The sequence below is a fragment of the Dechloromonas sp. ARDL1 genome, assembly GCF_051122455.1.
GTDB lineage: Bacteria > Pseudomonadota > Gammaproteobacteria > Burkholderiales > Rhodocyclaceae > Azonexus.
This window is the reverse complement of the sequence record NZ_CP168939.1, coordinates 3,440,093-3,463,440: the sequence shown is the minus strand read 5'-3', so window position 1 is coordinate 3,463,440 and position 23,348 is coordinate 3,440,093. Positions and strand designations below refer to the sequence as shown.

At 62.8% G+C, this 23,348-nt stretch carries 22 protein-coding genes and 2 riboswitches; of the genes, 6 read left to right on the top strand and 16 right to left on the bottom strand.

The features are described 5' to 3' along the window. Nucleotides 1–36: 36 nt before the first annotated feature. Genes AB6Q56_RS17180 through metX form a run of 3 tightly spaced genes read right to left on the bottom strand, consistent with a single transcriptional unit; the run spans nucleotide 37 to nucleotide 3,130 of the window. Nucleotides 37–1,389, bottom strand: coding sequence for an AmpG family muropeptide MFS transporter (locus AB6Q56_RS17180; RefSeq protein ID WP_434514270.1), 1,353 nt, complete (start codon nucleotides 1,387–1,389; stop codon nucleotides 37–39). Continuing rightward, nucleotides 1,389–2,003 (bottom strand): methionine biosynthesis protein MetW, encoded by a 615-nt coding sequence (metW, locus tag AB6Q56_RS17175; protein ID WP_434514269.1) that lies wholly within the window; start codon nucleotides 2,001–2,003, stop codon nucleotides 1,389–1,391. Before metW ends, AB6Q56_RS17180 begins: the two co-directional genes overlap by 1 nt. Then, nucleotides 2,000–3,130, bottom strand: coding sequence for a homoserine O-succinyltransferase MetX (gene metX, locus AB6Q56_RS17170; RefSeq protein WP_434514268.1), 1,131 nt, complete (start codon nucleotides 3,128–3,130; stop codon nucleotides 2,000–2,002). Before metX ends, metW begins: the two co-directional genes overlap by 4 nt. 240 nt (nucleotides 3,131–3,370) lie before the next feature. On the opposite strand from metX, the gene AB6Q56_RS17165 reads away from it, so the two are divergent. Next, nucleotides 3,371–3,976 (top strand): PilZ domain-containing protein, encoded by a 606-nt coding sequence (locus AB6Q56_RS17165; RefSeq protein ID WP_434514267.1) that lies wholly within the window; start codon nucleotides 3,371–3,373, stop codon nucleotides 3,974–3,976. Nucleotides 3,977–4,005: 29 nt separating this feature from the next. Next, nucleotides 4,006–6,054 (top strand): TonB-dependent receptor plug domain-containing protein, encoded by a 2,049-nt coding sequence (locus AB6Q56_RS17160; RefSeq protein WP_434514266.1) that lies wholly within the window; start codon nucleotides 4,006–4,008, stop codon nucleotides 6,052–6,054. A gap of 27 nt (nucleotides 6,055–6,081) precedes the next feature. Here the strand turns inward: AB6Q56_RS17160 and AB6Q56_RS17155 are convergent, their stop codons facing one another. The 10 genes from AB6Q56_RS17155 to AB6Q56_RS17110 form a co-directional block, all read right to left on the bottom strand. Further along, nucleotides 6,082–8,172 carry a diguanylate cyclase gene (locus AB6Q56_RS17155; protein ID WP_434514265.1) on the bottom strand — a complete coding sequence of 697 codons (2,091 nt, stop codon included), beginning with the start codon at nucleotides 8,170–8,172 and terminating at the stop codon, nucleotides 6,082–6,084. Continuing rightward, nucleotides 8,169–9,065, bottom strand: coding sequence for an ABC transporter substrate-binding protein (locus AB6Q56_RS17150; RefSeq protein ID WP_434514264.1), 897 nt, complete (start codon nucleotides 9,063–9,065; stop codon nucleotides 8,169–8,171). Before AB6Q56_RS17150 ends, AB6Q56_RS17155 begins: the two co-directional genes overlap by 4 nt. A gap of 52 nt (nucleotides 9,066–9,117) precedes the next feature. After that, nucleotides 9,118–9,708 carry an SCO family protein gene (locus AB6Q56_RS17145; RefSeq protein ID WP_434514263.1) on the bottom strand — a complete coding sequence of 197 codons (591 nt, stop codon included), beginning with the start codon at nucleotides 9,706–9,708 and terminating at the stop codon, nucleotides 9,118–9,120. After that, nucleotides 9,705–10,043 carry a hypothetical protein gene (locus AB6Q56_RS17140; protein WP_434514262.1) on the bottom strand — a complete coding sequence of 113 codons (339 nt, stop codon included), beginning with the start codon at nucleotides 10,041–10,043 and terminating at the stop codon, nucleotides 9,705–9,707. The genes AB6Q56_RS17145 and AB6Q56_RS17140 overlap by 4 nt, the downstream gene beginning before the upstream one ends. Before the next feature lie 57 nt (nucleotides 10,044–10,100). Further along, entirely contained in the window at nucleotides 10,101–10,892 is a 792-nt protein-coding gene (locus AB6Q56_RS17135; protein WP_434514261.1) for a cobalamin-binding protein, read from the bottom strand. Nucleotides 10,893–10,895: 3 nt separating this feature from the next. Further along, nucleotides 10,896–11,798: a cobalamin-binding protein gene (locus AB6Q56_RS17130; RefSeq protein ID WP_434514260.1), complete on the bottom strand. Its 903-nt coding sequence runs from the start codon at nucleotides 11,796–11,798 to the stop codon at nucleotides 10,896–10,898. Then, nucleotides 11,783–12,775 (bottom strand): threonine-phosphate decarboxylase CobD, encoded by a 993-nt coding sequence (cobD, locus tag AB6Q56_RS17125; protein WP_434514259.1) that lies wholly within the window; start codon nucleotides 12,773–12,775, stop codon nucleotides 11,783–11,785. Before cobD ends, AB6Q56_RS17130 begins: the two co-directional genes overlap by 16 nt. Continuing rightward, nucleotides 12,768–13,676, bottom strand: a complete 909-nt coding sequence (gene cbiB, locus AB6Q56_RS17120) for an adenosylcobinamide-phosphate synthase CbiB (RefSeq protein ID WP_434517172.1) — start codon at nucleotides 13,674–13,676, stop codon at nucleotides 12,768–12,770. The genes cobD and cbiB overlap by 8 nt, the downstream gene beginning before the upstream one ends. Next, complete coding sequence (gene bluB / locus AB6Q56_RS17115; protein WP_434514258.1) at nucleotides 13,676–14,422, bottom strand: 5,6-dimethylbenzimidazole synthase; 747 nt, start codon at nucleotides 14,420–14,422, stop codon at nucleotides 13,676–13,678. The genes cbiB and bluB overlap by 1 nt, the downstream gene beginning before the upstream one ends. Nucleotides 14,423–14,463: 41 nt before the next feature. Beyond that, nucleotides 14,464–14,648: riboswitch (cobalamin riboswitch) on the bottom strand. A 38-nt stretch (nucleotides 14,649–14,686) separates the two neighbouring features. Continuing rightward, nucleotides 14,687–15,547, bottom strand: a complete 861-nt coding sequence (locus AB6Q56_RS17110; RefSeq protein ID WP_434514257.1) for an ACT domain-containing protein — start codon at nucleotides 15,545–15,547, stop codon at nucleotides 14,687–14,689. Nucleotides 15,548–15,704: 157 nt separating this feature from the next. Here AB6Q56_RS17110 and AB6Q56_RS17105 point away from each other — a divergent pair, with 157 nt between their 5' ends. Next, a complete protein-coding gene (locus AB6Q56_RS17105) occupies nucleotides 15,705–17,168 on the top strand; it encodes a cobyric acid synthase (protein WP_434514256.1) in 1,464 nt (487 codons plus the stop codon). A gap of 13 nt (nucleotides 17,169–17,181) precedes the next feature. Here the strand turns inward: AB6Q56_RS17105 and AB6Q56_RS17100 are convergent, their stop codons facing one another. The 3 genes from AB6Q56_RS17100 to cobU all read right to left on the bottom strand — a co-directional run bounded on the left by AB6Q56_RS17100 (nucleotide 17,182) and on the right by cobU (nucleotide 19,807). After that, nucleotides 17,182–18,531 carry a response regulator gene (locus AB6Q56_RS17100; protein ID WP_434514255.1) on the bottom strand — a complete coding sequence of 450 codons (1,350 nt, stop codon included), beginning with the start codon at nucleotides 18,529–18,531 and terminating at the stop codon, nucleotides 17,182–17,184. Continuing rightward, a complete protein-coding gene (locus AB6Q56_RS17095; protein ID WP_434514254.1) occupies nucleotides 18,528–19,136 on the bottom strand; it encodes a sensor histidine kinase in 609 nt (202 codons plus the stop codon). Before AB6Q56_RS17095 ends, AB6Q56_RS17100 begins: the two co-directional genes overlap by 4 nt. 110 nt (nucleotides 19,137–19,246) lie before the next feature. Further along, a complete protein-coding gene (cobU, locus tag AB6Q56_RS17090) occupies nucleotides 19,247–19,807 on the bottom strand; it encodes a bifunctional adenosylcobinamide kinase/adenosylcobinamide-phosphate guanylyltransferase (protein WP_434514253.1) in 561 nt (186 codons plus the stop codon). After that, nucleotides 19,794–20,023: riboswitch (cobalamin riboswitch) on the top strand. Its footprint overlaps the gene before it by 14 nt. Before the next feature lie 180 nt (nucleotides 20,024–20,203). On the opposite strand from cobU, the gene cobT reads away from it, so the two are divergent. The 3 genes from cobT to AB6Q56_RS17075 all read left to right on the top strand — a co-directional run bounded on the left by cobT (nucleotide 20,204) and on the right by AB6Q56_RS17075 (nucleotide 23,312). Further along, nucleotides 20,204–21,265 carry a nicotinate-nucleotide--dimethylbenzimidazole phosphoribosyltransferase gene (gene cobT / locus AB6Q56_RS17085; protein ID WP_434514252.1) on the top strand — a complete coding sequence of 354 codons (1,062 nt, stop codon included), beginning with the start codon at nucleotides 20,204–20,206 and terminating at the stop codon, nucleotides 21,263–21,265. A gap of 73 nt (nucleotides 21,266–21,338) precedes the next feature. Then, nucleotides 21,339–22,109, top strand: a complete 771-nt coding sequence (locus AB6Q56_RS17080) for an adenosylcobinamide-GDP ribazoletransferase (RefSeq protein ID WP_434514251.1) — start codon at nucleotides 21,339–21,341, stop codon at nucleotides 22,107–22,109. A 192-nt stretch (nucleotides 22,110–22,301) separates the two neighbouring features. Beyond that, entirely contained in the window at nucleotides 22,302–23,312 is a 1,011-nt protein-coding gene (locus AB6Q56_RS17075) for a hypothetical protein (RefSeq protein WP_434514250.1), read from the top strand. The last annotated feature ends 36 nt before the right edge of the window (nucleotides 23,313–23,348 follow it).

Genomic DNA, 23,348 nt, shown 5'->3' with positions numbered 1-23,348 from the left:
TGCCGGTCTACGCTTGGTGGTTGGACCGACGACGTCTCAGGCGGGGCGATTAGCCTCTGCTGCCGTTTCGTTCCACGGGGCTACTTTCAGTAGCAGCACCATGCCCGGTACAGCCAGGGCGGAACACAACCAGAAGAAATTTAGCCAGCCCAATTGCTCGACCAGCCAACCGGCTGAAGCGTTGATGAAGGTACGCGGTACGGCGGCCAGGCTGGTGAAGAGCGCCATCTGCGTCGCCGTGTAGGCGGGATGCGTGGCACGGGCGATGAAGGCGACGAAGGCTGCTGTACCCAGGCCGACGCCGAGGGCTTCGAGGCCGATGACGAAGGCCAGTGCCACACGCTCGCCGGCACCAATACTATCGTAGTGGCCTTGCGCGGCCAGCCAGGCGAAACCGAAAATCGACACCAGTTGGACCACACCGAACAGCCATAGCGCCCGGTTGATGCCCAGTTTGACCATCCACAGGCCACCGAGCAGGGCACCGATGACCGCCGGCCACAGGCCTGCATGCTTGGCGATCAGGCCGATATCGGTCTTGGTGAAACCCATGTCGAGATAGAAGGGGGTGGCTAGTGCGGTGCACAGGCTGTCGCCCAATTTGTAGAGAAAGATGAAACCAAGGACCATGGCGGCGCCGCGCCAGCCTTGGCGGCCCATGAATTCATGGAAGGGTTCCGTAACAGCCTGACGCAAGGTTTTCGGTACCCCTGTGACGGTCGGTTCGCTGACCAGCCAGGCCATCGCCATGCCAGGCAGCATGAAGGCGCCGGTAATCCAGAACACCTCGTTCCACGGCAGGCGGTCCGCCAGGATCAGCGACAAGGAGCCGGGAATGAGGCCGGCGATGCGGTAGGCGTTCACATGGACGGCATTGCCGAGCCCCAACTCATTGTCGCTCAGGATTTCACGGCGGAAGGCGTCAAGCGCGATATCCTGTGTGGCGGAAAAAAGCGCTACGCAAAAGCAGGTGACTGTTATTGGATGAGTTACGAAAGCAGTTACTGACGACCAATCTGGGACGGGAATGATTTGAAAGCCCCAGACCGAACGCCATTCGATGACAGGCGCAACCAGCCCTGCGGGCGAAATTGTGCCGAGGCCGGCAATGGCAAGTAGAAGCATGCCAGCAGTCAGGATCATCCAACCTCTACGACGACCAAAACCAGGTATAGAGAAGCGGTCGAGAAGTGGAGACCACAAAAACTTCCAAGTGTAGGGAAGCTGGATCAGGGCGAATAGGCCGATTGCTTTTAGACTAATACCTTCGCTCTTCAACCAGGCGGGGAGCAGGTTGAGCAGCAGGTAGAGGGGAAGGCCGGAGGAAAAGCCCGTGAAGATGCAGATCAGCATCTTCCGGGTGAGCAGGGCCGCGAGCCAGGCCGGCATCAGCGCTGCTGGGTCAGGCGATAGACCGCCAGGCTGCCGAGGAAGTTGAGTTCGCGTTCATCGTCGTTGGTGACCATATTGCCCTGCTCATCGAGGACGTGGCGTTCGCGGATGATAAGGCCCATTTGCGCGCACAGCGCTTCGAAGTCGAGCAGCGTGAAAAAGCGTACGTTCGGCGAGTCGTACCACTGGTAGGGTAGGTCTTCCGATACCGGCATGCGGCCGTCGAGGACTGACCGGAGGTTCTTCCAGTAGGCAAAGTTGGGGAAGGAGACGACTGCTTCGCGGCCGACGCGCAGCATTTCGCGCAGGACGCCCTCGGTATGGCGCACGGTCTGCAGGGTACGCGACAGTACGACGTGGTCGAAGGACTGGTCGGTGAATTCGTCGAGGCCCTTTTCCAGGTTGCCCTGCAGCACATTGATGCCGTTCTTGATGGCGGCGAGGATGTTGGCGTCGTCGATCTCGACGCCGACGCCTTGCACGCCGCGGGTGTCTATCAGGTGCTTGAGCAACGTACCATCGCCGCAGCCGAGGTCGAGTACGCGGTGGCCCGGTTCGATCCAGGCGGAGATGATGTCGAAGTCGGGACGTCCCAGCGTGTGCGCCGTCATAGCTTGATGTTCCGCAGGTAGGCATCGACGATGCCGTGATAGTGGGCATCGTCCATCAGGAAGGAGTCGTGGCCGAAGTTGAGGTCGATTTCGGCATACGACACATTGCGGTTGCAGGCGAGCAGGGCGGCGACGATTTCCTTCGAGCGTGCTGGGGTAAAGCGCCAGTCGGTGGTGAAGGATGCGATCAGGAAGCCGGTATTCGGATTGCTGCGGCTCATCGCCTTGGTCAGGTCGCCACCATCGAGGCGGGCCGGATCGAAGTAGTCGAGTGCCTTGGTCATCAGCAGGTAGGTATTGGCGTCGAAATAGCCGGCGAATTTATCGCCCTGATAGCGCAGATAGGATTCGACTTCGAATTCGACGTCGAAATCGAAGCCGAACGAGCCATTGCGCAGTTCTCGGCCGAATTTCTCGCCCATCTGATCGTCGGACAGGTAGGTGATGTGGCCGAGCATGCGCGCCAGGCGCAGGCCGCGCACCGGGCGGGTATTGTGTTCGTAGTAGTTGCCGCCGTGGAAATCGGGATCGGTCAGGATGGCCTGGCGGGCGACGTCGTTGAAAGCGATGTTCTGCGCCGACAGTTTGGGTGCCGAGGCGATGATGATGGCGTTGCGTACGCGCTCCGGCTGGCTGATCGTCCACCGCATGGCCTGCATGCCGCCGAGGCTGCCGCCGATGACAGCCGCCCAGGCGTCGATGCCAAGCCGATCGGCCAGCCGTGCTTGAGCTTCGACCCAGTCGCTGACCGCGACGATGGGGAAATCGGCGCCCCACGGTTTGCCGGTGCCCGGATTGATCGACGACGGGCCGGTCGATCCATGGCAACCGCCGGGGTTGTTCAGGCCGACGATAAAATAACGGTCGGTGTCGAGCGGCCGGCCGGGTCCGACGATGTTGTCCCACCAGCCGATATTGTTCGGGGCGTCGGCATAATGGCCGGCGACGTGGTGGTGGCCGGAGAGGGCGTGGCAGACGAGTATGGCGTTCGACTTGGCGGCATTGAGCGTGCCGTAGGTCTCGTAGACCAGATCGTAGGCCGGCAGAACGCCGCCGCTGCGCAGTTGCAGCGGCTGGTCGAAGTGGGCGCGTTGCGACGTGACGACGCCGACGGATTGTCCTGGCATGCTGTTCCTGAAAACAAAAAACCCAGTTGGCCGAAAACGCGAACTGGGTGGTTCCCGTTTTAGCAGTATTTATAAGCGCCCGCAATCAGAGCTCAAATCGGCGCGGCCGAACTTGCATTCGACGTTCACGGACGATACCGGCGGTGCATCGAAATGTCAATGAAACGAGGCGCTTAAGCCTTTTGGATGGTCAAGTTTTGTTAGAATCCACCGCTTGAACCTTTGGAAAGAATCTGGCCCATGTTGGATCAACGAAGGCATCAGCGCATTCGCTTTGGCACGCCGCAGACGATCAGTATCGGCTTTGGCGGGCAGGTGGGCGAGGGGGTGATCGAGAATCTCTCGCTATCGGGACTGATGCTGCGGACGCCGATGCCGCTCGAGATTTCCCATAACATCGGATGCGAATTCAGCGTTTTCGATTCGCCGGTGATTGACGTTCCGGCCGTGGTGGTTAGTCGTGTCTGCGATTTGTACGGGGTGCGCTTTCAGCAAGGGCCGATCAGTCAGATCATCATCGAGGATGCGATCAATGCGGCGCTGGCCTGTGGCAAGGCTTCCATCCTCTCCGTCCACGAACTGGGCGGGCGCAAGACGATGCGCATTACCGGCGGCCTGTCGGCCGTCTTGCGCAGCGATTTCATGCATGCCTTGACGCGCATGGGCGTCGATGAAATCGACCTGGAGGGCGTGACGGCGGTGGAGCAGGCGGGGCTGGCACTGTGCCTGGTTGCCACGAAAAGGCATGGCGTGACGATCGGCGACCAGTCCGCTTGTTTTGCCGAGGCTTGGGCACTGGCGCTGGCGGCCCCTGGCAACCTAGAGCGCTTGGACGTCGGCGGGTGAGCGAATCCCGGGGGGGGAGCGGTCGGCGGATGCTGACCGCCTGGATGGCTTTGACCTGGGGCGGGATCGCTCTGGCGGCGGATGAAGAGGCCTATTTCAGCGATTTTCCGGTGGTAGCATCGGTCAGCCGCCTGCCGCAGCGTCTGGCCGATGCGCCGGCTGCGGTGACGGTTATCGATCAGTCGACGATCAGGGCTTCCGGTGCGCGCAGCCTGAACGACGTGTTCCGGCTGGTGCCTGGGTTCCAGACCTATCCGCACAGCACCGAGCCGGCACGCGTGAGCTACCACGGATTGAGCGACGAGGATTACTCGCCGCGCGTGCAGGTCTTGATCGACGGCCGCTCGATGTATTCCCCCTTGTTCGGGAGCGGCGTCAACTGGGCGACCTTGCCGGTGGCGCTGGAAGATATCGAGCGTATCGAGGTTGTGCGTGGAACCAACAGCGTATCGTATGGCAGCAATGCTTTTCTCGGCGTCATCAACATCATCACTGTCGATCCGTCGCTGACGCGGGGATTCTCGGTATCGGCCAGCCACGGCAGCCAGAATGTCCGCGATTACGGTCTGCGCGTCGGGGGGCGGATCGGCGATGTTGGGGATTTTCGCTTCACCTATCGCCAGCAGAATGACGACGCCCTCGCGAACCGAGGGGATTGGATAGACGATTTCCAGTCGCGCTTGTTTGATTTTCGCGCTGATGTCGCCATTGACGACCGGAATGCCCTGCAGTTGAATGCCGGGCGAGCCGAAGCGGTGACCGGGGTCGGTCGCCTGAATCAGCTGACCGGCACCGGCAAGCCGGACAATCCGATTCGCGGCCTGCACCAGAGCGATACCTATGCCCAACTGATTTGGCGGCATGTGGTTTCTCCGTCAGCGGATTTCCAGCTGCGATATGCCTATGTGGTGGACCGCGCGAACGATGCATTCAATTTTGTATTTCCTACCGTTCCTCCGCAGACCTTTTACATCAATCAATCAGGTGACGAGGGTGTACGGCACGAGCTCGAATTCCAGAACAACGTTCAGTTTGCATCCGTCGGGCGCCTCTCCTGGGGGGGGAGTTGGCGGGACGATTCGATGCGATCGGCATGGGTCTTGCCCGCGCAAGGTACTGTTCATCGCGAGACGGCTCGGGTGTTTGGTAACTGGGAAGCCAAACCCGCTTCGTGGTTGACCACCAATATGGGCCTGGCCGGCGAGAATGATTCAATGGCTGGCTTCCTGTGGTCGCCGCGCCTCAGTGCCAATTTTCATCTGGGTGCCGAAAACACATTCCGCCTAGGCTATTCGCGAGCGCATCGGACAGGCAGTATCTATGATTACCGGGCTGACTACAGGTTGACGGTGAAGAGCGGCGGCATGACCGTGTATGACCGCTATCCCTATTCAGCCGACAGAAATCTGCAGCCCGAAAGCATGGATACCTGGGAGCTCGGATATCTCGGCAACTGGCGTAATTGGCGCGCCAGCCTGGATGTGCGCCTGTTCCACGAAAAGGTAACGGACAGGCTCTACACGATAGATCGAAATGCCAACAACAATCTCGTTCCCGGATTGACGACACCGATACAGGATGTCGTGATTCGTGGCATCGAGTACCAATTCAAATGGCAGCCGCTTGAACAAACACGGCTTGCACTTACCCAGTCATTTGCAAAGATCGACAGCGACTATCTGGCTTCGGCGCTGAGCTATCCAAACGGTACGTTGAGCCGCCCGGAAGATTATCGGAACATCGAAGACCTGACCGAACGCTCAATGCCGCGTCGCGCGACTTCCTTGCTGTGGATGCAGAGCCTGCCCTACGGAATACAGTTCTCGCTGGCCGGGTATTGGCAGGACAAGATGAAATGGTCGTCCAACTCCTGGTCGGCAAAATATCGTCGATTCGACGGCCGGTTGGCCTATCCGTTTCGCTTGGGCGGGGTCAGTGCCGAACTGGCCTACGTGGTTCAGTCGATCAACGGGGCGCATAGTGAATACAAGACCTTCGATGGATCAGGCAGCGACCCCGGTGGTTTCGGGAGAATCGTCGACCGCCGCCAGTGGATCAGCCTGCGTCTCGATTTCTGATTTGCCGCTGCGGCCTGGGCGTTTCAATCAGACGGAGCGCATGACAGCGCCTTCAAACCAGACATCGAACGGCTCGTTCGGGGCGATGGCCTTGCCCTGCGCAAAATCGATTCCCAGGTCGCGCAATTGTTCCAGCGTTTCCAGATCGTCGATGTCTTCGGCTATTGAACGAATATGCTGGTCGGCGGTGATTTCCTGCACGGCGCGCAGGAGGGCCGTGGAGGCGCGGCTGCCGCCCAGGTCGCGGGTCAGGCTGTGGCTGAGCTTGACGTAACCGGGATAGATGCTGCGCAGGTGGCTGAAGGAAGACAGCCCGCCGCCAAAGTCTTCAAGACCGATCTGGCAGCGCAGGTTCTTCATCTGGCGGGAGAATTCGATGGCCTGACTGGTCTGGTGCGTGAGGATGTCTTCGGAGAATACGAAGCATAGCCCTTCTCCAGAGAGGTTATGGGCGGTCAGGCTATGCGCAATGTAATCGACGGTTTCGCGGCTGCTGATCGACCCGCGGGACAGGGGTACCAGGCAATACAGCGAGCGCTGCTGCAGCCTTGCCCGGGCTTGGGCGGCGATGGCGCAGTCGATCAGACGGCGGTCGATGGCGGGTGCCAGATCGTAGCGCTCGGCCGCATCGATCAGCGCGGCCAGGGTGACGGGGGGTTGCCCCGGCTCGTTGAGGCGGGCGGTCAAAGACACGGTGTGGCCGCCGGAGGATACCTGCAGGGAACGCAGGGGAATGGCTTCGATCAGCAGGCGATCTTCGGAGAGGGCAATGGCGATCCGGCTTGCCCAGTTACTGCTTTCCTGGCGCCTGTCCTGCGTCTGAGCAACTTCCTGCTCGCAAACCCGGTTGCGGCCGCTTTCCTTGGCCCGGTGGCAGGCGGCATCTCCGGCGGCGAGAATCTCGTTGATGTTCCGGACCTTGCGGGTGACCGTCGTGACGCCGATACTGGCTCCGATGGCGAAGACCTTGTCCTGCCAGATGAAGCGATAGGCGGAGGCCAGTCCGCAAAGATCCTCGGCGACCTGACGCGCCCGGGCTCCGGTGCAGTTGGCCAGGATGATGCTGAATTCATCGCCACCGAGGCGGGCGAGCGTATCGTCTTCACGCAGGCGTCCCTGGAACAGCAGCGCAATCTGGCGTAACAGTTCGTCGCCAGCGAGATAGCCGCAGGTGTCGTTGACCTGCTTGAAGCGGTCCAGGTCGGCAAAAATGACGGTGAACTCCTCGTCCCCCGCTTGAACGCTGGCCAGCGCCTTTTCCAGTCGGTGTTCGAATTCGCGCCGGTTGAGCAGGCCGGTCAGTGCGTCGTGACGAGCCTGGAAGGCGAGCTGGGCTGTCGCTTCCTCGATGCGTGCCTGCATCGATAGGTGGACCTCCTCGATGCGCGCGGCCATCTGGTTGAAGCCGTTTTCGAGAACGCCGAGTTCACCGCTGGAGGTCGTGGGTACACGGGTTTCCAGCTTGCCCGACGACATACCATTTACCGCCTGGACCAGGCGCATGACCGGGCGGGCCAGGTTGTCGGCCATGGCGATGGCGAGCGCCGCCAGCACCAGCATGCCGAAGAGAACGATCATCAGGCCGCGCATGACCAGCTCCCGCTGCTTGTCGGCGAGCTCCGTCTTGTCCAGTTCGACAAAAATGTAGCCGATGATCTCGGGGGTCGAGGTTTTTCCGGGGTTTGACGGCGGATCGAAGAATAGGTCCGTATCGGTAGTCGAGCGCTTGACCGGGGCGCCGAACGCGATCCAATGCTTGGTTTCGGCCACCAGTCGTGGTTCGCTCAGTGTATTGCGGAGCTCCTCGGCGGACAGGGAGACCCGCCCGCTGACGGCGATGGTCCGGCCTTTCTGATTGACGACAACGGCCGCCTTGACCCCCGATTCCTGGACGGTGGCCTGGGCGAGCCCATGCAGGCTTTCGACCTGGCCGGCGATGATCCCGTATTCGCTGATCGGCGCAAGGTAGCGGACAGTGGCCAGGCCCTTGAGCCGTAGTTCGCCTTCGAGGGCCTGGATGCCGCTCAAGGTGAAATAAACGACCAGAACGACTGCGATCAACGCACTGGGGAGCAGCGTCAGAAAAAGCAATCGATGGCGCAGGGTCAGATGGTTCATCGCGACTCCCTGTCGGCGTTCATGGCGCGCCGGATGGCAGCTTCGTCTGAAATTTTCAGGCCAAGCGACTGTGCGACGTTGGCATTGATCGCAACGGCGAACTGGTTCGGCCCGCTCGGCGGGGGAAGGCTGGTTCCATTGGAGAGGATCAAATCCGCTGTCTGGCGTGCAATTTGTGTCGGCGTGGTGTGCAGTGCGGCCAGTGCGCCGGCGGTCACGAAGGCTGGCGAGTAGCCGATCACGGGACGCTGTTGGCGGAAGGCAGTAATCAGGATGGCCTTGATGTTGTTACGGCGGTAGATGCTGTTGTCCGGAATGGCAATCAGGGCGGTGGAGCGTTCCAGGACCGAATTGAGTGCGGGGAGCAAGGCGCGGTCGGTATCGGCATCCTCGACGTCGAGATTGAGCCCGGCGTTACCGAAGGCTTGCCTGAACTGGGGCAGCATCCCGCGGCTTTCGGCGCTGACCAGCATGCCAAAGCGTTTCTGGTCCGGGAACAGGTGGCGCAGGAAGGCCGCCTGGCGAGCCGCCGGCTGATCGAGGTAGATAGCGGTGATGCGGCCAGGCCGACGATGCTCGGCCAGAATGCGTTCATAGCTTTGACGAGGCAGCAGCGTGGCGATGATCGGTGGGCTGTCGCCGCGCGTGAGCGCCTTGCGCAAGGCATCGCTGCCGGCTGTAACGACCAGGTCGGAAGGGGGCGGTTGGCCGCCATCGGCCTGGATTGTCGAATTGATGTTCCAGGACGAGCCGCTCAGCGCATCCTCGAGGACGCCGGCAAATTCGCCGTAGGCACCCCCGCTTTCGCTGAGAATGAGCGCAACGCTACCGCCCCAGGCTTGAGTGGCCAGGGAAAGCAGAAAAAAGAGGAAAAATGACGCCAGCTTGCGCATTTGGAAAATATCGCATGCCCAGTATGCCAAGGCAATGAGGGATTTCGGCAAATCAGCGACTATTTAACAGTTGGCCAAGTTGTTTCGTCACTTCAATGACGGGCGTCGAGAAGGCGAATTTCTTGATGAATTCACCATCGGGACCCAGCAGGATCATTCCTGCCGAGTGATCGACGGCATAACGACCGGGGTCTGCACCGGGTTGGCGGACCTTGGCGTAGCGAATCTTGAAATTGTCGGCAGCGCGGCGAACCAGGGCGGGAGAACCGGTCAGGCCGAGAATGCGCGGATCGAAAAATTCGGTGTAGGTCTTCAGGACCTGGCCGCTGTCGCGCTCCGGATCGACAGAGATGAAAATGGCCTGGAAGCGGTCGGCCTGCTCCCCCAATTGCTTCAGGATTTCCGCCATTTCGACCAGGGTGGTCGGGCAGACATCCGGACAGTAGGTGTAGCCGAACGAAATCAGCTGGAAGCGGCCGCGAAAATCCTCGCTGGAGACGGCGCGGCCATTGGGGTCCTGCAGCAGATAGCGCGGGTTGATGCCGCTGTTTTCCCCGCGCAGCAATTCCAGGCTGTGGCCCGCCTGGGCGGCAGCCGGGCCGGCAAGCAGCAGCGCGAGGCAAAGTATTCCCAGGCGGATCATGGGGCCTTGGGGAAGGCGGCCTGCAGGCGCTTTTCACCGGCGGCGATCCGGCTGGACAGCGTGGCCCCGTCCGGGCAAGGGGTCTTGCCCTTGCCTTGCTCGAGATAGGCGGCATTGGTCGCATTTTCGAAAATCTCGCCGATGTCGCGGGTCTTGGGGGCGGTGGTGACGATGGCGTTGCGGGCGCGGGTGACCAGAGCCGGCTGCTGGCAGGCGAGGGCGATGCCGTTCAACTGGCCGAGCTCGGTAACGGCGGCAGCGCCGTCGTCGGCGGCATATCCCGGATTGCACAGGGCGGCCAGGGACAGGAACAGCAGCGGGGCAACGATCTTCATGGGGTATCTCCTCAAGTCTGGCCGCCGATTATAGGCGCTCGGTCGAGAGCGACCTTTTCACAGATCAAAAATGTCGAGCAGTGCCGGAAGGCCTTCGCTGATGGCGACCGGCCCCGGGGTCAGGATGACTGCCGACTTGATTTCATGCATCCGGCCGTCGCGAACCGCCGGGATGTTTTCCCAACCCGGGCGGGCGGCCACGCGCTCGGGGCGGAAATGCTTGCCGCACCACGATCCGATGATGATGTCCGGGGCCATGGCGATGACCTGCTCCGCTGTCGGCCGGCGATCCTTGGCCAGTGGGGAGTGGGCCTGTTCGGCGAAGACATCCTCGCCGCCGGCGATTTCGATCAGCTCCGAGGCCCAGCGGATGCCGCTGATCAGCGGTTCGTCCCATTCCTCGAAATAGACGCGCGGCCTGCGGCCGGTGCGGGCGAAGCGCTCGGCGGCGATGCGTCGGGTCTTGTCGATCTCGGCTTCCAGTTCGGCAACCATGGCCAGCGCCCTGGCTTCGGCGCCGACCAGGCGGCCGACGGTTTCGATCATGGCCAGGATGTCGTCGACGCTGCGCATGTTGAGGGCGTAGACCGGCACGCCGGCCTTGATCAGGTCGCGCGAAATCTCGCTCTGCAGGTCGGAGAAGGTCAGCACCAGGTCGGGCCGGGTGGCGAGGATTTTCTCGATGTCGCCGCTGGTGAAGGCGAAGACCTTGGGCTTTTCCTTGCGCGCCTCGGGTGGTCGGACGGTATACCCGGAAATGCCGACGATGCGGTCCTGTTCGCCGAGGGCGTAGAGAACTTCGACGGTTTCGGTGGTCAGGCAGACGATGCGTTGGGGCAGGCGGGGCATGTTTTATTTGGCGGGACGACGGCTTCTTGCGACATCGAGGTGGGCGCAAAGTTTCTCGGCGCCGTCGAGAATACGCGGCGTATGGCGTTGCATGATGTCCGGGTTGATATGGAACAGGTTGTCACGCTTGACGGCCGTCAATTGGGTCCATTTGTCCCAGTCGTGCAGCCATTCCGGCTTCGAGTCGCCCATGCCGGTGGCGACGATGGCCTCCGGGTCGGCTTCGAGCACCGCCTCGACGCTGACGGTCGGCGCCATCTTGCCGAGATGGCCGAAAACATTTTCCCCGCCGCACAGCTTGATGGCGTCGCTGATGATCTGCGGTCCGCCGACCGTCATCAGCGGGGCTTTCCAGATCTGGTAGAAAACGCGCACCTTGGGCTTGGCCGCATTGGCCTTGCGCAAGCTCTCCAGTTTTTGCCGGAAGCGCTCGGCTGCCGGCTTGGCAACCGCTTCGGTACCGGCCAGCTGACCGAGGCGTTCCAGTTGATCGGCGATGTTCTCCATCTTGTTCGGTTGGGAAACGTAGACGGTCAGCCCCAGCGCCTTCAGCTTGTTGACCTGGGTCATGTTGTTGCCGCTCTCCCAGGCCAGCACCAGGTCGGGCCTGAGTGCGGCGACGGCTTCAAGGTCGATGCGGGAATAACCGCCGACCCGGGCGAGTTTTTTCGCTTCCGGCGGGTAGTCACTGTAGTCCACGGTGCCCACCAGCTTGTCCCCGGCACCCGCTGCATAGAGGCTTTCCGCGATATGCGGGGCGAGGGCGACGATGCGCTTGGCGGGGACCTTGAGGCGGACTTCCTGGCCAGTATCGTCCTTGAGGTTGAGGTCGGCGCGAGCCAGGCCGGCCAGGGCAAAACCCGAGAGCAGGATTGCGAGCTGGCCGATGGTCATGCGGGCTGCCATTCGTTCAGGGCGTCTGCCAGGCGCTGCCATTCGGTCGCATCGCCGGGCAGGCCGAAGCGGAGCAAGGGTTGCTGGTCGAAGCGGCGGGTCAGGATGGCGCGGCTGGCCAGGTGTTCGTGGAGTTCGCCGGCCTGGGCCGAGTTCAGCGTGGCGAACAGCGAAGTCGCCTTGACCTCGCCGAGCGGCGATAGCAAAGCCTGCAGGCGGTCGGCCTGTGTCTGCAGACGGCTGCGGGTGGCGTTTTGCCATGTCGTGTCGAGCAGCGCCTGGCGGGCTACCTCGCGGGATGGGCCGGGGATTGTCCACGGGCCCATGGATTCCTGCATGCGGTTCAGCAACTCGGGGGCGGCGAACACGAAGCCGACCCGCGCCCCGGCCAGGCCGAAGAATTTGCCGAGCGAGCGGAAGACGACGAGGTTGGGCGCCTCGTCGGTGCCGGCCAGCGGCGTCAGGCTTTGTTCGGGCGTGGCATCGATGAAGGCTTCGTCGACGATCAGCCAGCCGCCGCGTTTTTTCAGCTGCCGGGCGGCGTCGATCACCACCTCGACCGGATGGCGGTCGGCGGTCGGGTTGTTCGGATTGCACAGCAGGACGTAGGGCGTGATCGCCGCCAGCGCGCGGGGCAGCGTGGCATTCTGCAGGAAGCGGAGCTTGTGGCCGGCCTGGTGCCATGCTTGCGGATGCTCGGCATAGATGGGAGCGATGCAGGCGACCGCGGCCTTGGGCAGCAGGGCCGGGAGGCACTGGATGCCGGCCTGGGAGCCGGCCAGCGGCAACAGATTGGCGTTGCCGTAATAGGCCGTGGCGGCCGACTCCAGGCCATCGCCGGTTTCCGGCAGGCGCTGCCAGACCGAGGCAGGCAGGGCAGGGACCGGCCAGCCCTCCGGATTGATGCCGGTAGACAAGTCGAGCCAACGGTCGAGCGGAATGTCGTAGTGCGCTGCGGCTGCGCGCAGGCGGCCACCGTGTTCAAGCATGCAGGAATCCAATCACGAAAAAGACGGCCAGCCATAGCCACAGGCTGTGCCGGATCAGGGCGATGGCCCGGTCGAGGTCGGCCGCTACCGGGGCGGGGCCGGTGCCGAGCGGCGGGCGGATTTCCTCCTGCCCGTGGTAGATGGCGGCACCGCCGAGCAGGACACCGAGGCTGCCGGCACCGGCCGACATCACCGGCCCGGCATTCGGGCTTTCCCAGCCCGGTGCCTGGGCGCGCCAGCAGGCCAGCGCCTGCCGCGTCTTGCCGAGCAGGGCGTAGGTCAGCGCTGTCAGGCGAGCGGGTATCCAGTTCAAAAGGTCGTCGATGCGAGCCGCCGCCCAGCCGAAGCGATTGAAACGCTCGGTTCGGTAGCCCCACATCGCATCCAGCGTGTTGGCCAGCCGGAACAGCAGGGCGCCGGGGCCGCCGAGCAGCGCGAACCAGAACAGGGCGCCGAAGATGGCGTCGTTGCCGTTTTCCAGTACCGATTCCATGCCGGCCTTGGCGACGCCGGACTCGTCGAGTTGCGTCGTATCCCGCGACACCATCCAGCCGACACGCTGACGCGCCTCGTCGAGTCGCCCTGCGCGCAGCGGGCGGGCGACCGCCTCGGCATGTTCGGCCAGGCTGCGGGCGCCGAGCGCGAAATAGAGCAGCGCGACATCGACGGCGAACGCTGCGTGCGGGCGCAGCACGGCGGCCAAGGCGACGAAAGGCAGCACGACGAGCGCCCAGGCGGCGATGCCGGTCAGGCGGCTGCGTCGGTTGAAACGTTTCTCGACGGCGCCGGCCAGTTTGCCGAAACCGACCAGCGGGTGAAAACGGCGCGGCTCGCCGAGCAGGCGGTCGAGCACCACCGCCGCGAGGGCGGCCAGCGGCATGGCGAGCGCGCCGTCCGGCATCATTTCGGGAAGATGCCCCGCTGCTGGATATCGTCCTGCATGGCGGCCAGCGCCCCGGTCAGCGATTCCTGCCGGGTGGCGTCGGCCTGGCCCCACTGGTCGTAATAAAGCAGGTCGGCAATCGGCAGGCGCGGCAGCCAGCCGGCTTTTTCCAACTCCGGCTTGTCGTGGAAGTGGCTGACGTAGCCGATGCACAGGTAGGCGATGGGTACGATGTCGGCCGGCATGCCCAGCGCTTCCTGCAATTCCGGCTGGTTGAAGATGCTGACCCAGCCGACCCCCAGCCCCTCGGCGCGGGCCGCCAGCCACAGGTTCTGCACGGCGCACACGCTGCTGTACAGATCCATGGTCTTGATGTGGGTACGGCCGACGACGACCGGGCCGGTGCGTTCGCGGTCGCAGGTGATGCACAGGTTGACCGGCGATTCGACGATGCCTTCCAGCTTGAGCTTGCTGTAGGTTTCCCGTTTGCCCTCCGGGAACATCATCGCTGCTTCGGCATGGGCCTTGGCGAAGACGTCGCGCACCCGCTGCTTGACCTCGGGCGAACGGACGAGCAGGAAGTTCCACGGCTGCATGAAGCCGACCGAGGGGGCATGGTGGGCGGCCAGCATGACGCGGGCGAGCACCTCGTCGGGCACGGGGTCGGGCAGGAACTGGCCGCGCACGTCGCGACGGTTGAAAATGGTGCGATAGACGGCGGCGCGCTCGGCGTCCGAAAAGGCGTGGTCGTTCTGGTTTTCCATGAATTCCCCTTGTGGAAAAACGCTGGCTGCCTGTCCATGCAGCCTTGTTTCGTCCCCCGGCCGGTCTTCTGACTTGGATTCATCCGTTGCCGCGCCTTCCCGGCCGAAGCCAGTGGCAATGTGCGGCAAACGTCCTCCTTACAGCGTTGGGCACGTGGCGGAATCGCACCGCCTTCCCGATTCTCCGCCTGCATGAACAAGCGGCACCGAGAGACTTGAAGTGCGAAGGATAACAGGTCGAGGCGGGGTCGCGCGACGGCGGTCTTACGACAGGTCGAGAGCGAGGAAGGCGGTGCCGGGAACGGGGTTGTAGCTGACCGGCGGCGCCGGCGCGAAGCCCAGCGTTTCATACAATTGTCGCGCGGCCGCGAACTCGGGCAGCACATCGAGGCACATCGTCGCATAAGCGGCCTTCTTCGCTTCGTCGATCATCCGTTCGACCAGCATCCGGCCGATGTGGCGACCTCGGGCGGCGGGGCGGACGTATACCCGTTTCAATTCGCAGCGCCGGCCATCGACCCGACGCAGCGCGGCGCAGCCGACGACCGCGCCATCGTGCCAGGCGAGGAGGATGCGGCCATCGGGTTCGGCGTATTTTCCGGGCAAGTCGGCGAATTCCGCTGCGTAGTCCTGGTACGCCAGACTGACCGTCGGGCTGGCGACGTATTCCCGGAAGATGGCGGTCACTGCCTCAAGATCGGCCGGTATCGCGGCAGGCCGGATCGCAATGCCCTGCTGCAGCATGATCAGCGTGGCCAGTGCCTGCTCTCCGCGCTCGACCGGAACGAAGAGGTGGTCGTGAAAGGTGCCGGCAACCACGTTGCAGCTGATGTCCGCCTGCCCCAGCGCGCCGGCAAAGGCCGCAGTCAGGCCGACAGCCTGGAGGTCCGAATGAACCGTCAGGGTGATCCATGCCGCGCGAAACACAATGGCCAGCCCGGCTTCGACGGCCTGTTCCTCGGGCAGGATCACCGTGATGCCTTCGCTCTCGACAATCGTCGCCACGGGCTTGAGACCCGCCATGTCGCTGCCGTGCGGAACGACGCAGTAGGCATAGGTGCCGGCATGGAGCACCGGTTCCATCGAACGGATCAAGGTGGCGAGGTTTGAGATGGCGGTCGTCATGGTTTTCGGTTTTTGAACGGGGCTGCCGGTGCGGATCGTCGCACCGCCGTCGATTCGGGATTTTATCGCCGTGGCGCACCGCGCGCTTTATCGCGTATTGCCGGTCCAGCCCATCCCATTTCCGCGATAATCCACGTTTTTGTCTATTTGGCTCGCCATGCTCCGTTCTGCCCTGATGGTCCAGGGGACCACTTCCGATGCCGGAAAATCCACGCTGGTCGCTGCGCTATGCCGCATTCTCAAGCGCCGGGGCGTGCGCGTCGCGCCGTTCAAGCCGCAGAACATGGCCCTCAATTCGGCGGTGACCGTCGACGGGGGCGAGATCGGTCGGGCGCAGGCGCTGCAGGCGCTGGCCTGCGGATTGGCGCCGCATACCGATTTCAACCCGGTGCTGTTGAAGCCGACCACCGACAAGAAGGCGCAGGTCGTTATCCACGGCAAGGTGGCGGCCGACCTGAACGCGCGCGACTATCAGGAATACAAGCCGCGGGCGATGAAGGCCGTGCTCGAATCCTGGGAGCGCCTGATGGCAGGCTACGACTGCGTGCTGGTCGAAGGCGCCGGCTCCCCGGCCGAGATCAACCTGCGCGCCCGCGATATTGCCAACATGGGCTTCGCCGAGGCGGTGGATTGTCCGGTGATCATCGTCGCCGACATCGACCGGGGGGGCGTGTTCGCCCATCTGGTCGGCACGCTCGAACTGTTGTCGCCATCCGAGCAGAACCGGGTCGTCGGTTTCGTCATCAACCGCTTTCGCGGCGACATCAGCCTGCTCGAATCCGGCCTGACCTGGCTGGAGGAGCGTACCGGCAAGCCGGTGCTCGGCGTCCTGCCCTACCTGCACGGCTTGATGCTCGACGCCGAGGACGCTATTGCCACGTCAGCCATCGGCGACAAGCGCGGCGCGAAACTGAAGGTCGTTGCGCCCGCTTATCCGCGTACCTCGAACCACAACGATCTCGACCCGCTGCGCCTGCATCCGGAAGTCGACTTCCGCTGGGTCGGGCCGGGCGAAGCGCCGCCGGCGGCCGACCTGATCGTCTTGCCCGGCTCCAAGGCGGTGCGGGCCGACATCGACTGGCTGCGCACGCAGGGCTGGGATCGGGCGATCCGCAAGCACCTGCGTTATGGCGGCAAGGTCATCGGTCTGTGCGGCGGCTACCAGATGCTCGGCCGGACGATTCACGACCCGCTTGGCCTGGAGGGAGGGGCCGGCAGCACGCCGGGCCTCGCGGTACTCGACGTTGAAACGACGCTGGAAAGCGAAAAGCAGTTGCGCAACGTGAGCGGTCGCCTGGCCCTGCCCGGAAATCCGGCCATGACCGGCTACGAAATCCATCTCGGCGTGACGCGCGGCGCGGGGCTGGCTGCTGCCGCCGTCGAACTGGCCGATGGCCGGCAAGATGGCGCCATTTCCGATGACGGCCAGGTACTCGGCACCTATTGCCACGGCGTGTTCGACCATCCGGAAGCACTCGGCGCCCTGCTCGCCTGGGCCGGCATGACCGAAAGTCAATCCGTCGATTTCGCCGCCCGGCGCGAGGCCGATCTGGATCGGCTGGCCGATTCGGTTGAGGCGGCGCTCGACTGGTCGAAGCTGGCCCCCTGGCTGCCGCGCTGAAGGGTGCCGCCGTTCAGGCGGCGGGTGTCTCGTGCTTGATGCGCTTGAGCGCGACCTGCTTCTGGATGTTGCGGAAATCCATTTCCCGTCCGTGCAGGGCGTAGAGCTTGCGCGTGCTGCCAAAGGTCTTCTTGGCGTCGTCGGCCTCCATCAGGGTTTCGGCCTGATGGTCGGCCAACTCATGGTCGCTTAGCGTCAGCGCGGCGCGCAGGATGTCCAGGCGCGGCGTGGATTCCAGTGCGGCCGACATCAGCGCCGGGCGCAGGCCGGCAAAGCGCGGCTTGCCTTTGCCGGGCGAAGAGATCGCCAGCAGCGCCGCATAGCTGGCCTGCAGATCGAGTGTCAGGTTCTGCAGTTCCGACTCCTTCAGGCCGACCAGCGTTTTTTCCGCCGATATCAGGTCGTTGGCGTTGACCTGGCTGCGCGCCAGGGCGAGCCGGTCTTCCGGCTGTACGGCGCCGGGCATGGTGTCGTTGGCGATGACGTCGGCCATCGCGGCGCGCGCAGCCTCATCGTCGCCATTGAGGGTCGCGGCTTCGGCCAGCAGGCGCTTGCGCAAGTAGTTGCGCGGGGTCTTCTTGGCTACCTCGTCGAGTACGCGCTGCGCCTCTTCGGCTTCGCCTTGGGCCATGCAGATGCTGGCCTTGAGATCGGCGGCATCGAAGAACGTTGGCGTGTTGCTGACCACGCGCTCGATTTCCTCGCGTGCCTCGCTCAGGCGCTCCTGCTTGTGCAGGCTGCGCGCCACGCCGGCGCGGGCCCAGGGAAATTCGTAGTTGTTGAGGATGGCGCGGTAGGTCTCTTCGGCGGTCTTGGCATCGCCGCTGGCCATTTCCGTTTCCGCCTGCTGGCGGAGAATCTCGAAGCGATAGGGGCGGCCCGCCTCGCTGTCGCGCTTCTGGGCGAGCATGGCCAGCGCCTCGGCATATTCCTGCTTGCGCTTGGCCTGGTAGTAATCCTTGAAGAACTCTTTCTTGGCGACGATGCGGTCCAGGCGCAGGAGCAGTTTCTCCGGCGAGAAAGGCTTGATGATGTAGTCGTCCGGCACCAGTTCGACGGCCGAAACGACCTGCTCGTAAGACTGCTCGCCGGTCACCATCATGAAGATGTTTTCGTCGGCGAGCAGGTTGAAGCGGCGCAGTTCCTCCAGCAGTTGCTGGCCGGAGCGGCCTTCGCCCAGCATGTAGTCGCACAGGATCACGTCCGGCGTATTGTTGCGGATGCGATAGAGCGCGTCCTGATAATTGGCGGCGAACTCGACCGAAAAGGCGCCGATGTTCTGCGCGACCGTGCGCAGGGCATCGCGGGCCGTCGGCATGTCGTCGACGACCAGGAAGCGTTTCTTGGCGTAGAGGTTGCTCATGGCAGCCACAACGTGAAGCGAGCACCGCCAAGCGGACCGCCGTTGTCCAGATGCAGGTGGCCGTGCCGCTCCTTGCGCGCATGCAGGGCGGCCAGCGTCTTGGCCAGCTTGAGCCCGGTGCCGCCGGCCGGTGGCAGTTCCGCGTAGCCCGGGCCGTCATCCTCGACGCGCAGCAGCAAGCCGCCGTTGTCCATCGCCGCGCTGAGGCGGACGCAACTCTTGGCGAAACGCCCGGCGTTCTGGACAGCATTGTTGAGAATGTCGGTCAGCAGGTCGCGGTCGAGCGGCCATTCGTCGAAGGCCTGGCAGTCGATTTCGAGCCGGATCTGCGCGGCGGCAAGGTGATGGCGCTGGGCCAGGGCAACCTCGTCGCAAAGGTCGCAGACCACGGTCGGCACGACGGCCAGCGCCTGGTCGTGGCGCCCGAGCCGGTAGGCGGTCAGCGTGCGCGACAGGCGCTGGGCAGCGGCCTCGATGGCGTAGCGCGCTTCGCCGAGATCGATGCCGTGTTTGCTTTCCGCCTCGATCAGCGTCGACTCGGCCTGGAACAGCTGATTTTTTGCGTCGTGGATGCCTGACGCCAGAATGTCGAGCAGCTTTTGCATATCGTTATATTGCCGATGGCGGTTGTCCCTTTGCGCGCAAGCATACGCCGGCCGGCGGGAGGAGGGAACCGTTGCCGCCGGTCGGGTGACCGGCGGTACAAGCCGGTATCTCAGCGGGGTTTCAGCTGCAGCGGCAGTCCGGCGCTGACCAGCGTTACCTGGTCGCAGACGGCGGCGACGCGCTGGTTCAAACGGCCTTGTTCGTCGGCAAACAGGCGGGAAACCGGGTGCATGGGCACGATGCCCCAGCCGACTTCGTTCGACACGAGGATGATGTGCCCCGGCAGCGTTGGTAGCGCTTCGATCAGGTTTGCGGTCTGCGTGCGGAACAGCGGGCAGTCGATGGCCTCGCCGGCTTCGGCCTGCGCGGCGGCCTTTCCGGCAAACAGCAGGTTGGACAGCCACAGCGTCAGGCAATCGACCAGGATGCAGGTATCCGGCGCGGCCAGGTCGTGCAGGCGGTCGGTCAGGTGCAGGGTTTCCTCGACGCAGCCCCATTCGGCCGGTCGCCGTTCGCGATGGTGGGCGACGCGGCGTGCCATCTCGCCGTCCAGGGCCTGGGCGGTGGCAAGGTAGATGACCTTGAGTCCGGATGCTTGGGCGCGCTTTTCAGCGAGCAGGCTTTTGCCCGAGCGCGCGCCGCCGAGGATCAGTTCTTTCATGGGCGGCATTGTGGGTGAAGGCGGGCAGGGCGGCAACCGCTATAATCGCCGCTTCGACAATACGGAACCCGGTGCGAGTTGGACTCAATTCCGGGGCGGGCCCGCCGCTGTAATCGGGGACGGTCGCTGCAAGATGTCACTGCCAAGGGGAAACAGACCCGGCGGGAAGGCGCGGCGAACGGACGATCCGAGAGCCAGAAGACGTGTCGAAAACGCCAACAAAATGATCCTGGCGTCGTTGTGCTGCCTTGCCGTACTTTTTGTACTGCCTTCAGCGGCGCGCCTAGCCAGGAACGCTTCGCTTCATGTTGTTGGCGTTTCTTGAAAATGGAAGCCTGTGGACAGGGCTTCGCGGCAGCGTTTGGACAACGTCGCCGCGAGGCCCTTTTGCTTTTGGAGAATCGGATGCATTCGTTTGACCACCAGTTCAACATCGCGGCCCCGAACCGCGACATCGACACCGCCCTGCAGCACAAGATCGACCGCAAGACCAAGCCGCTCGGCGCGCTCGGCCTGCTCGAAAAGACGGCCAAGAAAATCGGTCTGATCCAGCAGACGCTGACCCCCAGCCTGAACAACCCGCAGATGCTCGTCTTCGCCGGCGATCATGGTGCTGCCAAGGCCGGCGTGTCGGCCTACCCGCAGGACGTGACCTGGCAGATGGTCGAGAACTTCCTGGCCGGCGGCGCGGCGATCAACGTCTTCGCCCGCCAGAACGGCTTCGGGCTGTCGGTGGTCGATGCCGGCGTGGCGCACGATTTCGGCGGCGAGCGCGAAGGGCTCATCGATCTGAAGATCGCACCGGGTACCGCCAACTACATCGAGCAACCGGCGATGACCGTCGCCCAGTGCGCCCAAGCCATCGAGCAGGGCGCCGGCATCGTCCTCGGATTGGCAGCGGCCGGCTGCAACGTCGTCGGCTTCGGTGAAATGGGCATCGGCAACACCGCCTCCGCCTCGCTGCTCACCCACTGCCTGACCGGCCTGCCGTTGGCCGAATGCGTCGGGCGCGGTACCGGTCTGGATGACGCCGGCCTCGCCCGCAAGCAGGACCTGCTCGAACAGGCGCTGCTGCGCTACCGCAACGGCGGCGGCGACAACGATCCGTTCGCCGTGCTCGCCGAATTCGGCGGCTTCGAGATCGCCACCATGGTCGGCGCCATGCTCGCTGCTGCCGAAGCGAAGATGGTCCTGCTCATCGACGGCTTCATCGTCGGCTCGGCGGCGCTCGTCGCCTCGCGCCTCGCCCAGGCCCTGCTCGACTACTGCGTCTTCTGTCACCGCTCCGCCGAAGCCGGCCACCGCACGCAACTGCTCGCCATGGGCGCCGAACCGCTGCTCGATCTCGGCCTGCGCCTCGGCGAAGGCACCGGCGCCGCGCTGGCCTACCCGCTGGTCCAGGCGGCGGTGAATTTCCTCAACGAGATGGCCAGCTTCGAATCGGCCGGCGTCTCGGACAAGGAATAAGCCGCTTACCCAGGCAAACCCCCGCCCGTCTCAAGGCTTGCCTGAGGCGTGGGCGGGAATCGAGGGCTGCAACATGATCCGTCGCGAACTGGAATATTTCTTCGGTGCCATCCGCTTCTTCACGCGGCTGCCGGTACCCGGCTGGGTCGGGCATTCGGCCGAGGCGCTCAACCACTCGGCCCGCTACTTCCCGGCTGTCGGCCTGCTGGTCGGTGGCATCGGCGCGCTCGTCTATTGGCTGGCCCTGCACCTGTGGCCTCAGTCTGTCGCCGTCCTGCTGTCGATGGCGGCGACGCTGTACGCGACCGGAGCCTTCCACGAAGACGGCTTGTCGGACACCGCCGACGGCCTCGGCGGCGGCTGGGAAAAACAACGCATCCTCGACATCATGAAGGACTCCCGCGTCGGCAGCTACGGCGTCGTCGCGCTGGTGCTGGCCTTGCTCGGCAAGTTCGTGCTGCTCACGTCGCTCGACCCGGCGCTGGTCCCCGTCGCCCTGCTTGCCGGCCACGCCGTCTCCCGCTTCTGCGCGACGATGCTGCTGGCGACCATGGACTACGTGCGCGAAGACGCGTCGAGCAAGGCCAGACCGCTGGCGACGCGGATGTCCGGCGGCAATCTGCTCGTCGCGTTGTGTTTCGCCGCAGCGCCGCTGGTGTTGTTGCCGTGGTGGAAAGTGCTGGCCGGTGTTGCGTTGGCTGCCGTGGCGACGCTATGGCTGGTCGGGAAATTCCGGCGCTGGCTGGGGGGGTATACCGGGGACTGCCTGGGGGCGGTGCAGCAGGTGGCCGAGATCGGGTTTTATCTGGGTTTGGTGGCGAACTGGGTGGCGTTTGCGTCTTAACGCCGTTGTATAGCGGATGTCGAGATTCGGCCACAATCAGCCATCCAGAAGTCTGCTTCACGGCAGACAGCCACAATTAACTCGAACGAGAAGAAAAGCAGTTGGTATCCCATGTGATTTAATGCATGACTTTGGTATCAATCTGTAACCTCAACTTTTGCGGCTACCCAACCCGTAAGCAATGTCCTGTATATGATCAAATTTTTCGCGCTTCTCTTAGCTGTCATCGGATTGTTATTGCTCGGGATAGGGATAGCCTTAGCACGCGAGTATCCCGCTATGTTGGCAATTGGGCTTGCCGGAGCTGCCATTAGCTATTTTGCGTACTCTTTAGATAAGCGTCGAGAGAAATTACTCCAAGAGAAACATGCCAAGGAAATAAAATTTCGGGTCGAAGCTCTGGCGAAAGCTCCTTGGGAAAATGGAAAATCCCTGGAGGTGAAAACCAGCAGCACAAATGTTCTGATTACATTTCTAATGCTAATCGCGAGCGTTTTGTTTGCTTACTCTTCCGCTTCTGCCGCCGAACCCAGATGGGGAATGTTTGTTGGTAGCGTCTTATTGGCCACATTTGTTTTTCTTGCTTTATTTCGAATATTCCCCGGCATGGGAAAACCAGCTCTGGTGCTCAGTATCCGTGGCTTTCAAACGCCATTACACGGAATTGTTCCATGGTGCGAAGTTGGTGGAATAAATCTTCAACAGATCACGCTTCGAGGCACTACAACTAATACGCTGAATTTTCAAGTTGAGAACTACGCCAAAGGAGTTGGCCACATCCATTGGACGGATAGGGTATTGGCTGTTTTTGGGCTTGGCGTTCTAAAACGAAAAGTAATTCCCATACCGTTGAATGGGGCAAGTGAAGAGCCAGAGACTGTTTACGCAATCGCTAGGCTCCTTTGGCAACAAAATACTGGCATGAGCCATGAATGGAACCCGATGTTCTCAAATGAGTTTAATCAGGCTGCCCGGCGAGTTCATGAATTTCTCGATCACTATAAAGACCCAAATTCATCCGCAGGTGGCATTCTCAGCAACCCTGAAAAGGCACTTAAGGAAGTGGAACAATTTCGTCAGGATATGGGTACCGTAAATTCGGAACGTCGGCGCACCATAAGCAAGATCAATTGGATGGTAGCAATCAGCATATTCGGCATTGTCGCCACCCTTCTTTGGTCTATTTTGATGAGACATATTTAGTTGAAGGTCAGTTTCCCAAAGGCTTGACCGTCGGTA

What these genes read in the sequence shown, in the direction of transcription:
- AB6Q56_RS17180 (WP_434514270.1), bottom strand. Translation starts at nt 1,389, where the DNA reads ATGCCGGCCTGGCTCGCGGCCCTGCTCACCCGGAAGATGCTGATCTGC.
- AB6Q56_RS17105 (WP_434514256.1), top strand. Translation starts at nt 15,705, where the DNA reads ATGCTCCGTTCTGCCCTGATGGTCCAGGGGACCACTTCCGATGCCGGA.
- AB6Q56_RS17135 (WP_434514261.1), bottom strand. Translation starts at nt 10,892, where the DNA reads ATGCCCCGCCTGCCCCAACGCATCGTCTGCCTGACCACCGAAACCGTC.
- AB6Q56_RS17145 (WP_434514263.1), bottom strand. Translation starts at nt 9,708, where the DNA reads ATGATCCGCCTGGGAATACTTTGCCTCGCGCTGCTGCTTGCCGGCCCG.
- AB6Q56_RS17130 (WP_434514260.1), bottom strand. Translation starts at nt 11,798, where the DNA reads ATGGCAGCCCGCATGACCATCGGCCAGCTCGCAATCCTGCTCTCGGGT.
- cobU (WP_434514253.1), bottom strand. Translation starts at nt 19,807, where the DNA reads ATGCCGCCCATGAAAGAACTGATCCTCGGCGGCGCGCGCTCGGGCAAA.
- metW (WP_434514269.1), bottom strand. Translation starts at nt 2,003, where the DNA reads ATGACGGCGCACACGCTGGGACGTCCCGACTTCGACATCATCTCCGCC.
- AB6Q56_RS17150 (WP_434514264.1), bottom strand. Translation starts at nt 9,065, where the DNA reads ATGCGCAAGCTGGCGTCATTTTTCCTCTTTTTTCTGCTTTCCCTGGCC.
- AB6Q56_RS17140 (WP_434514262.1), bottom strand. Translation starts at nt 10,043, where the DNA reads ATGAAGATCGTTGCCCCGCTGCTGTTCCTGTCCCTGGCCGCCCTGTGC.
- AB6Q56_RS17165 (WP_434514267.1), top strand. Translation starts at nt 3,371, where the DNA reads ATGTTGGATCAACGAAGGCATCAGCGCATTCGCTTTGGCACGCCGCAG.
- bluB (WP_434514258.1), bottom strand. Translation starts at nt 14,422, where the DNA reads ATGGAAAACCAGAACGACCACGCCTTTTCGGACGCCGAGCGCGCCGCC.
- AB6Q56_RS17110 (WP_434514257.1), bottom strand. Translation starts at nt 15,547, where the DNA reads ATGACGACCGCCATCTCAAACCTCGCCACCTTGATCCGTTCGATGGAA.
- cbiB (WP_434517172.1), bottom strand. Translation starts at nt 13,676, where the DNA reads ATGCCGGACGGCGCGCTCGCCATGCCGCTGGCCGCCCTCGCGGCGGTG.
- AB6Q56_RS17080 (WP_434514251.1), top strand. Translation starts at nt 21,339, where the DNA reads ATGATCCGTCGCGAACTGGAATATTTCTTCGGTGCCATCCGCTTCTTC.
- cobT (WP_434514252.1), top strand. Translation starts at nt 20,204, where the DNA reads ATGCATTCGTTTGACCACCAGTTCAACATCGCGGCCCCGAACCGCGAC.
- cobD (WP_434514259.1), bottom strand. Translation starts at nt 12,775, where the DNA reads ATGCTTGAACACGGTGGCCGCCTGCGCGCAGCCGCAGCGCACTACGAC.
- AB6Q56_RS17155 (WP_434514265.1), bottom strand. Translation starts at nt 8,172, where the DNA reads ATGAACCATCTGACCCTGCGCCATCGATTGCTTTTTCTGACGCTGCTC.
- AB6Q56_RS17100 (WP_434514255.1), bottom strand. Translation starts at nt 18,531, where the DNA reads ATGAGCAACCTCTACGCCAAGAAACGCTTCCTGGTCGTCGACGACATG.
- AB6Q56_RS17095 (WP_434514254.1), bottom strand. Translation starts at nt 19,136, where the DNA reads ATGCAAAAGCTGCTCGACATTCTGGCGTCAGGCATCCACGACGCAAAA.
- AB6Q56_RS17160 (WP_434514266.1), top strand. Translation starts at nt 4,006, where the DNA reads ATGCTGACCGCCTGGATGGCTTTGACCTGGGGCGGGATCGCTCTGGCG.
- AB6Q56_RS17075 (WP_434514250.1), top strand. Translation starts at nt 22,302, where the DNA reads ATGATCAAATTTTTCGCGCTTCTCTTAGCTGTCATCGGATTGTTATTG.
- metX (WP_434514268.1), bottom strand. Translation starts at nt 3,130, where the DNA reads ATGCCAGGACAATCCGTCGGCGTCGTCACGTCGCAACGCGCCCACTTC.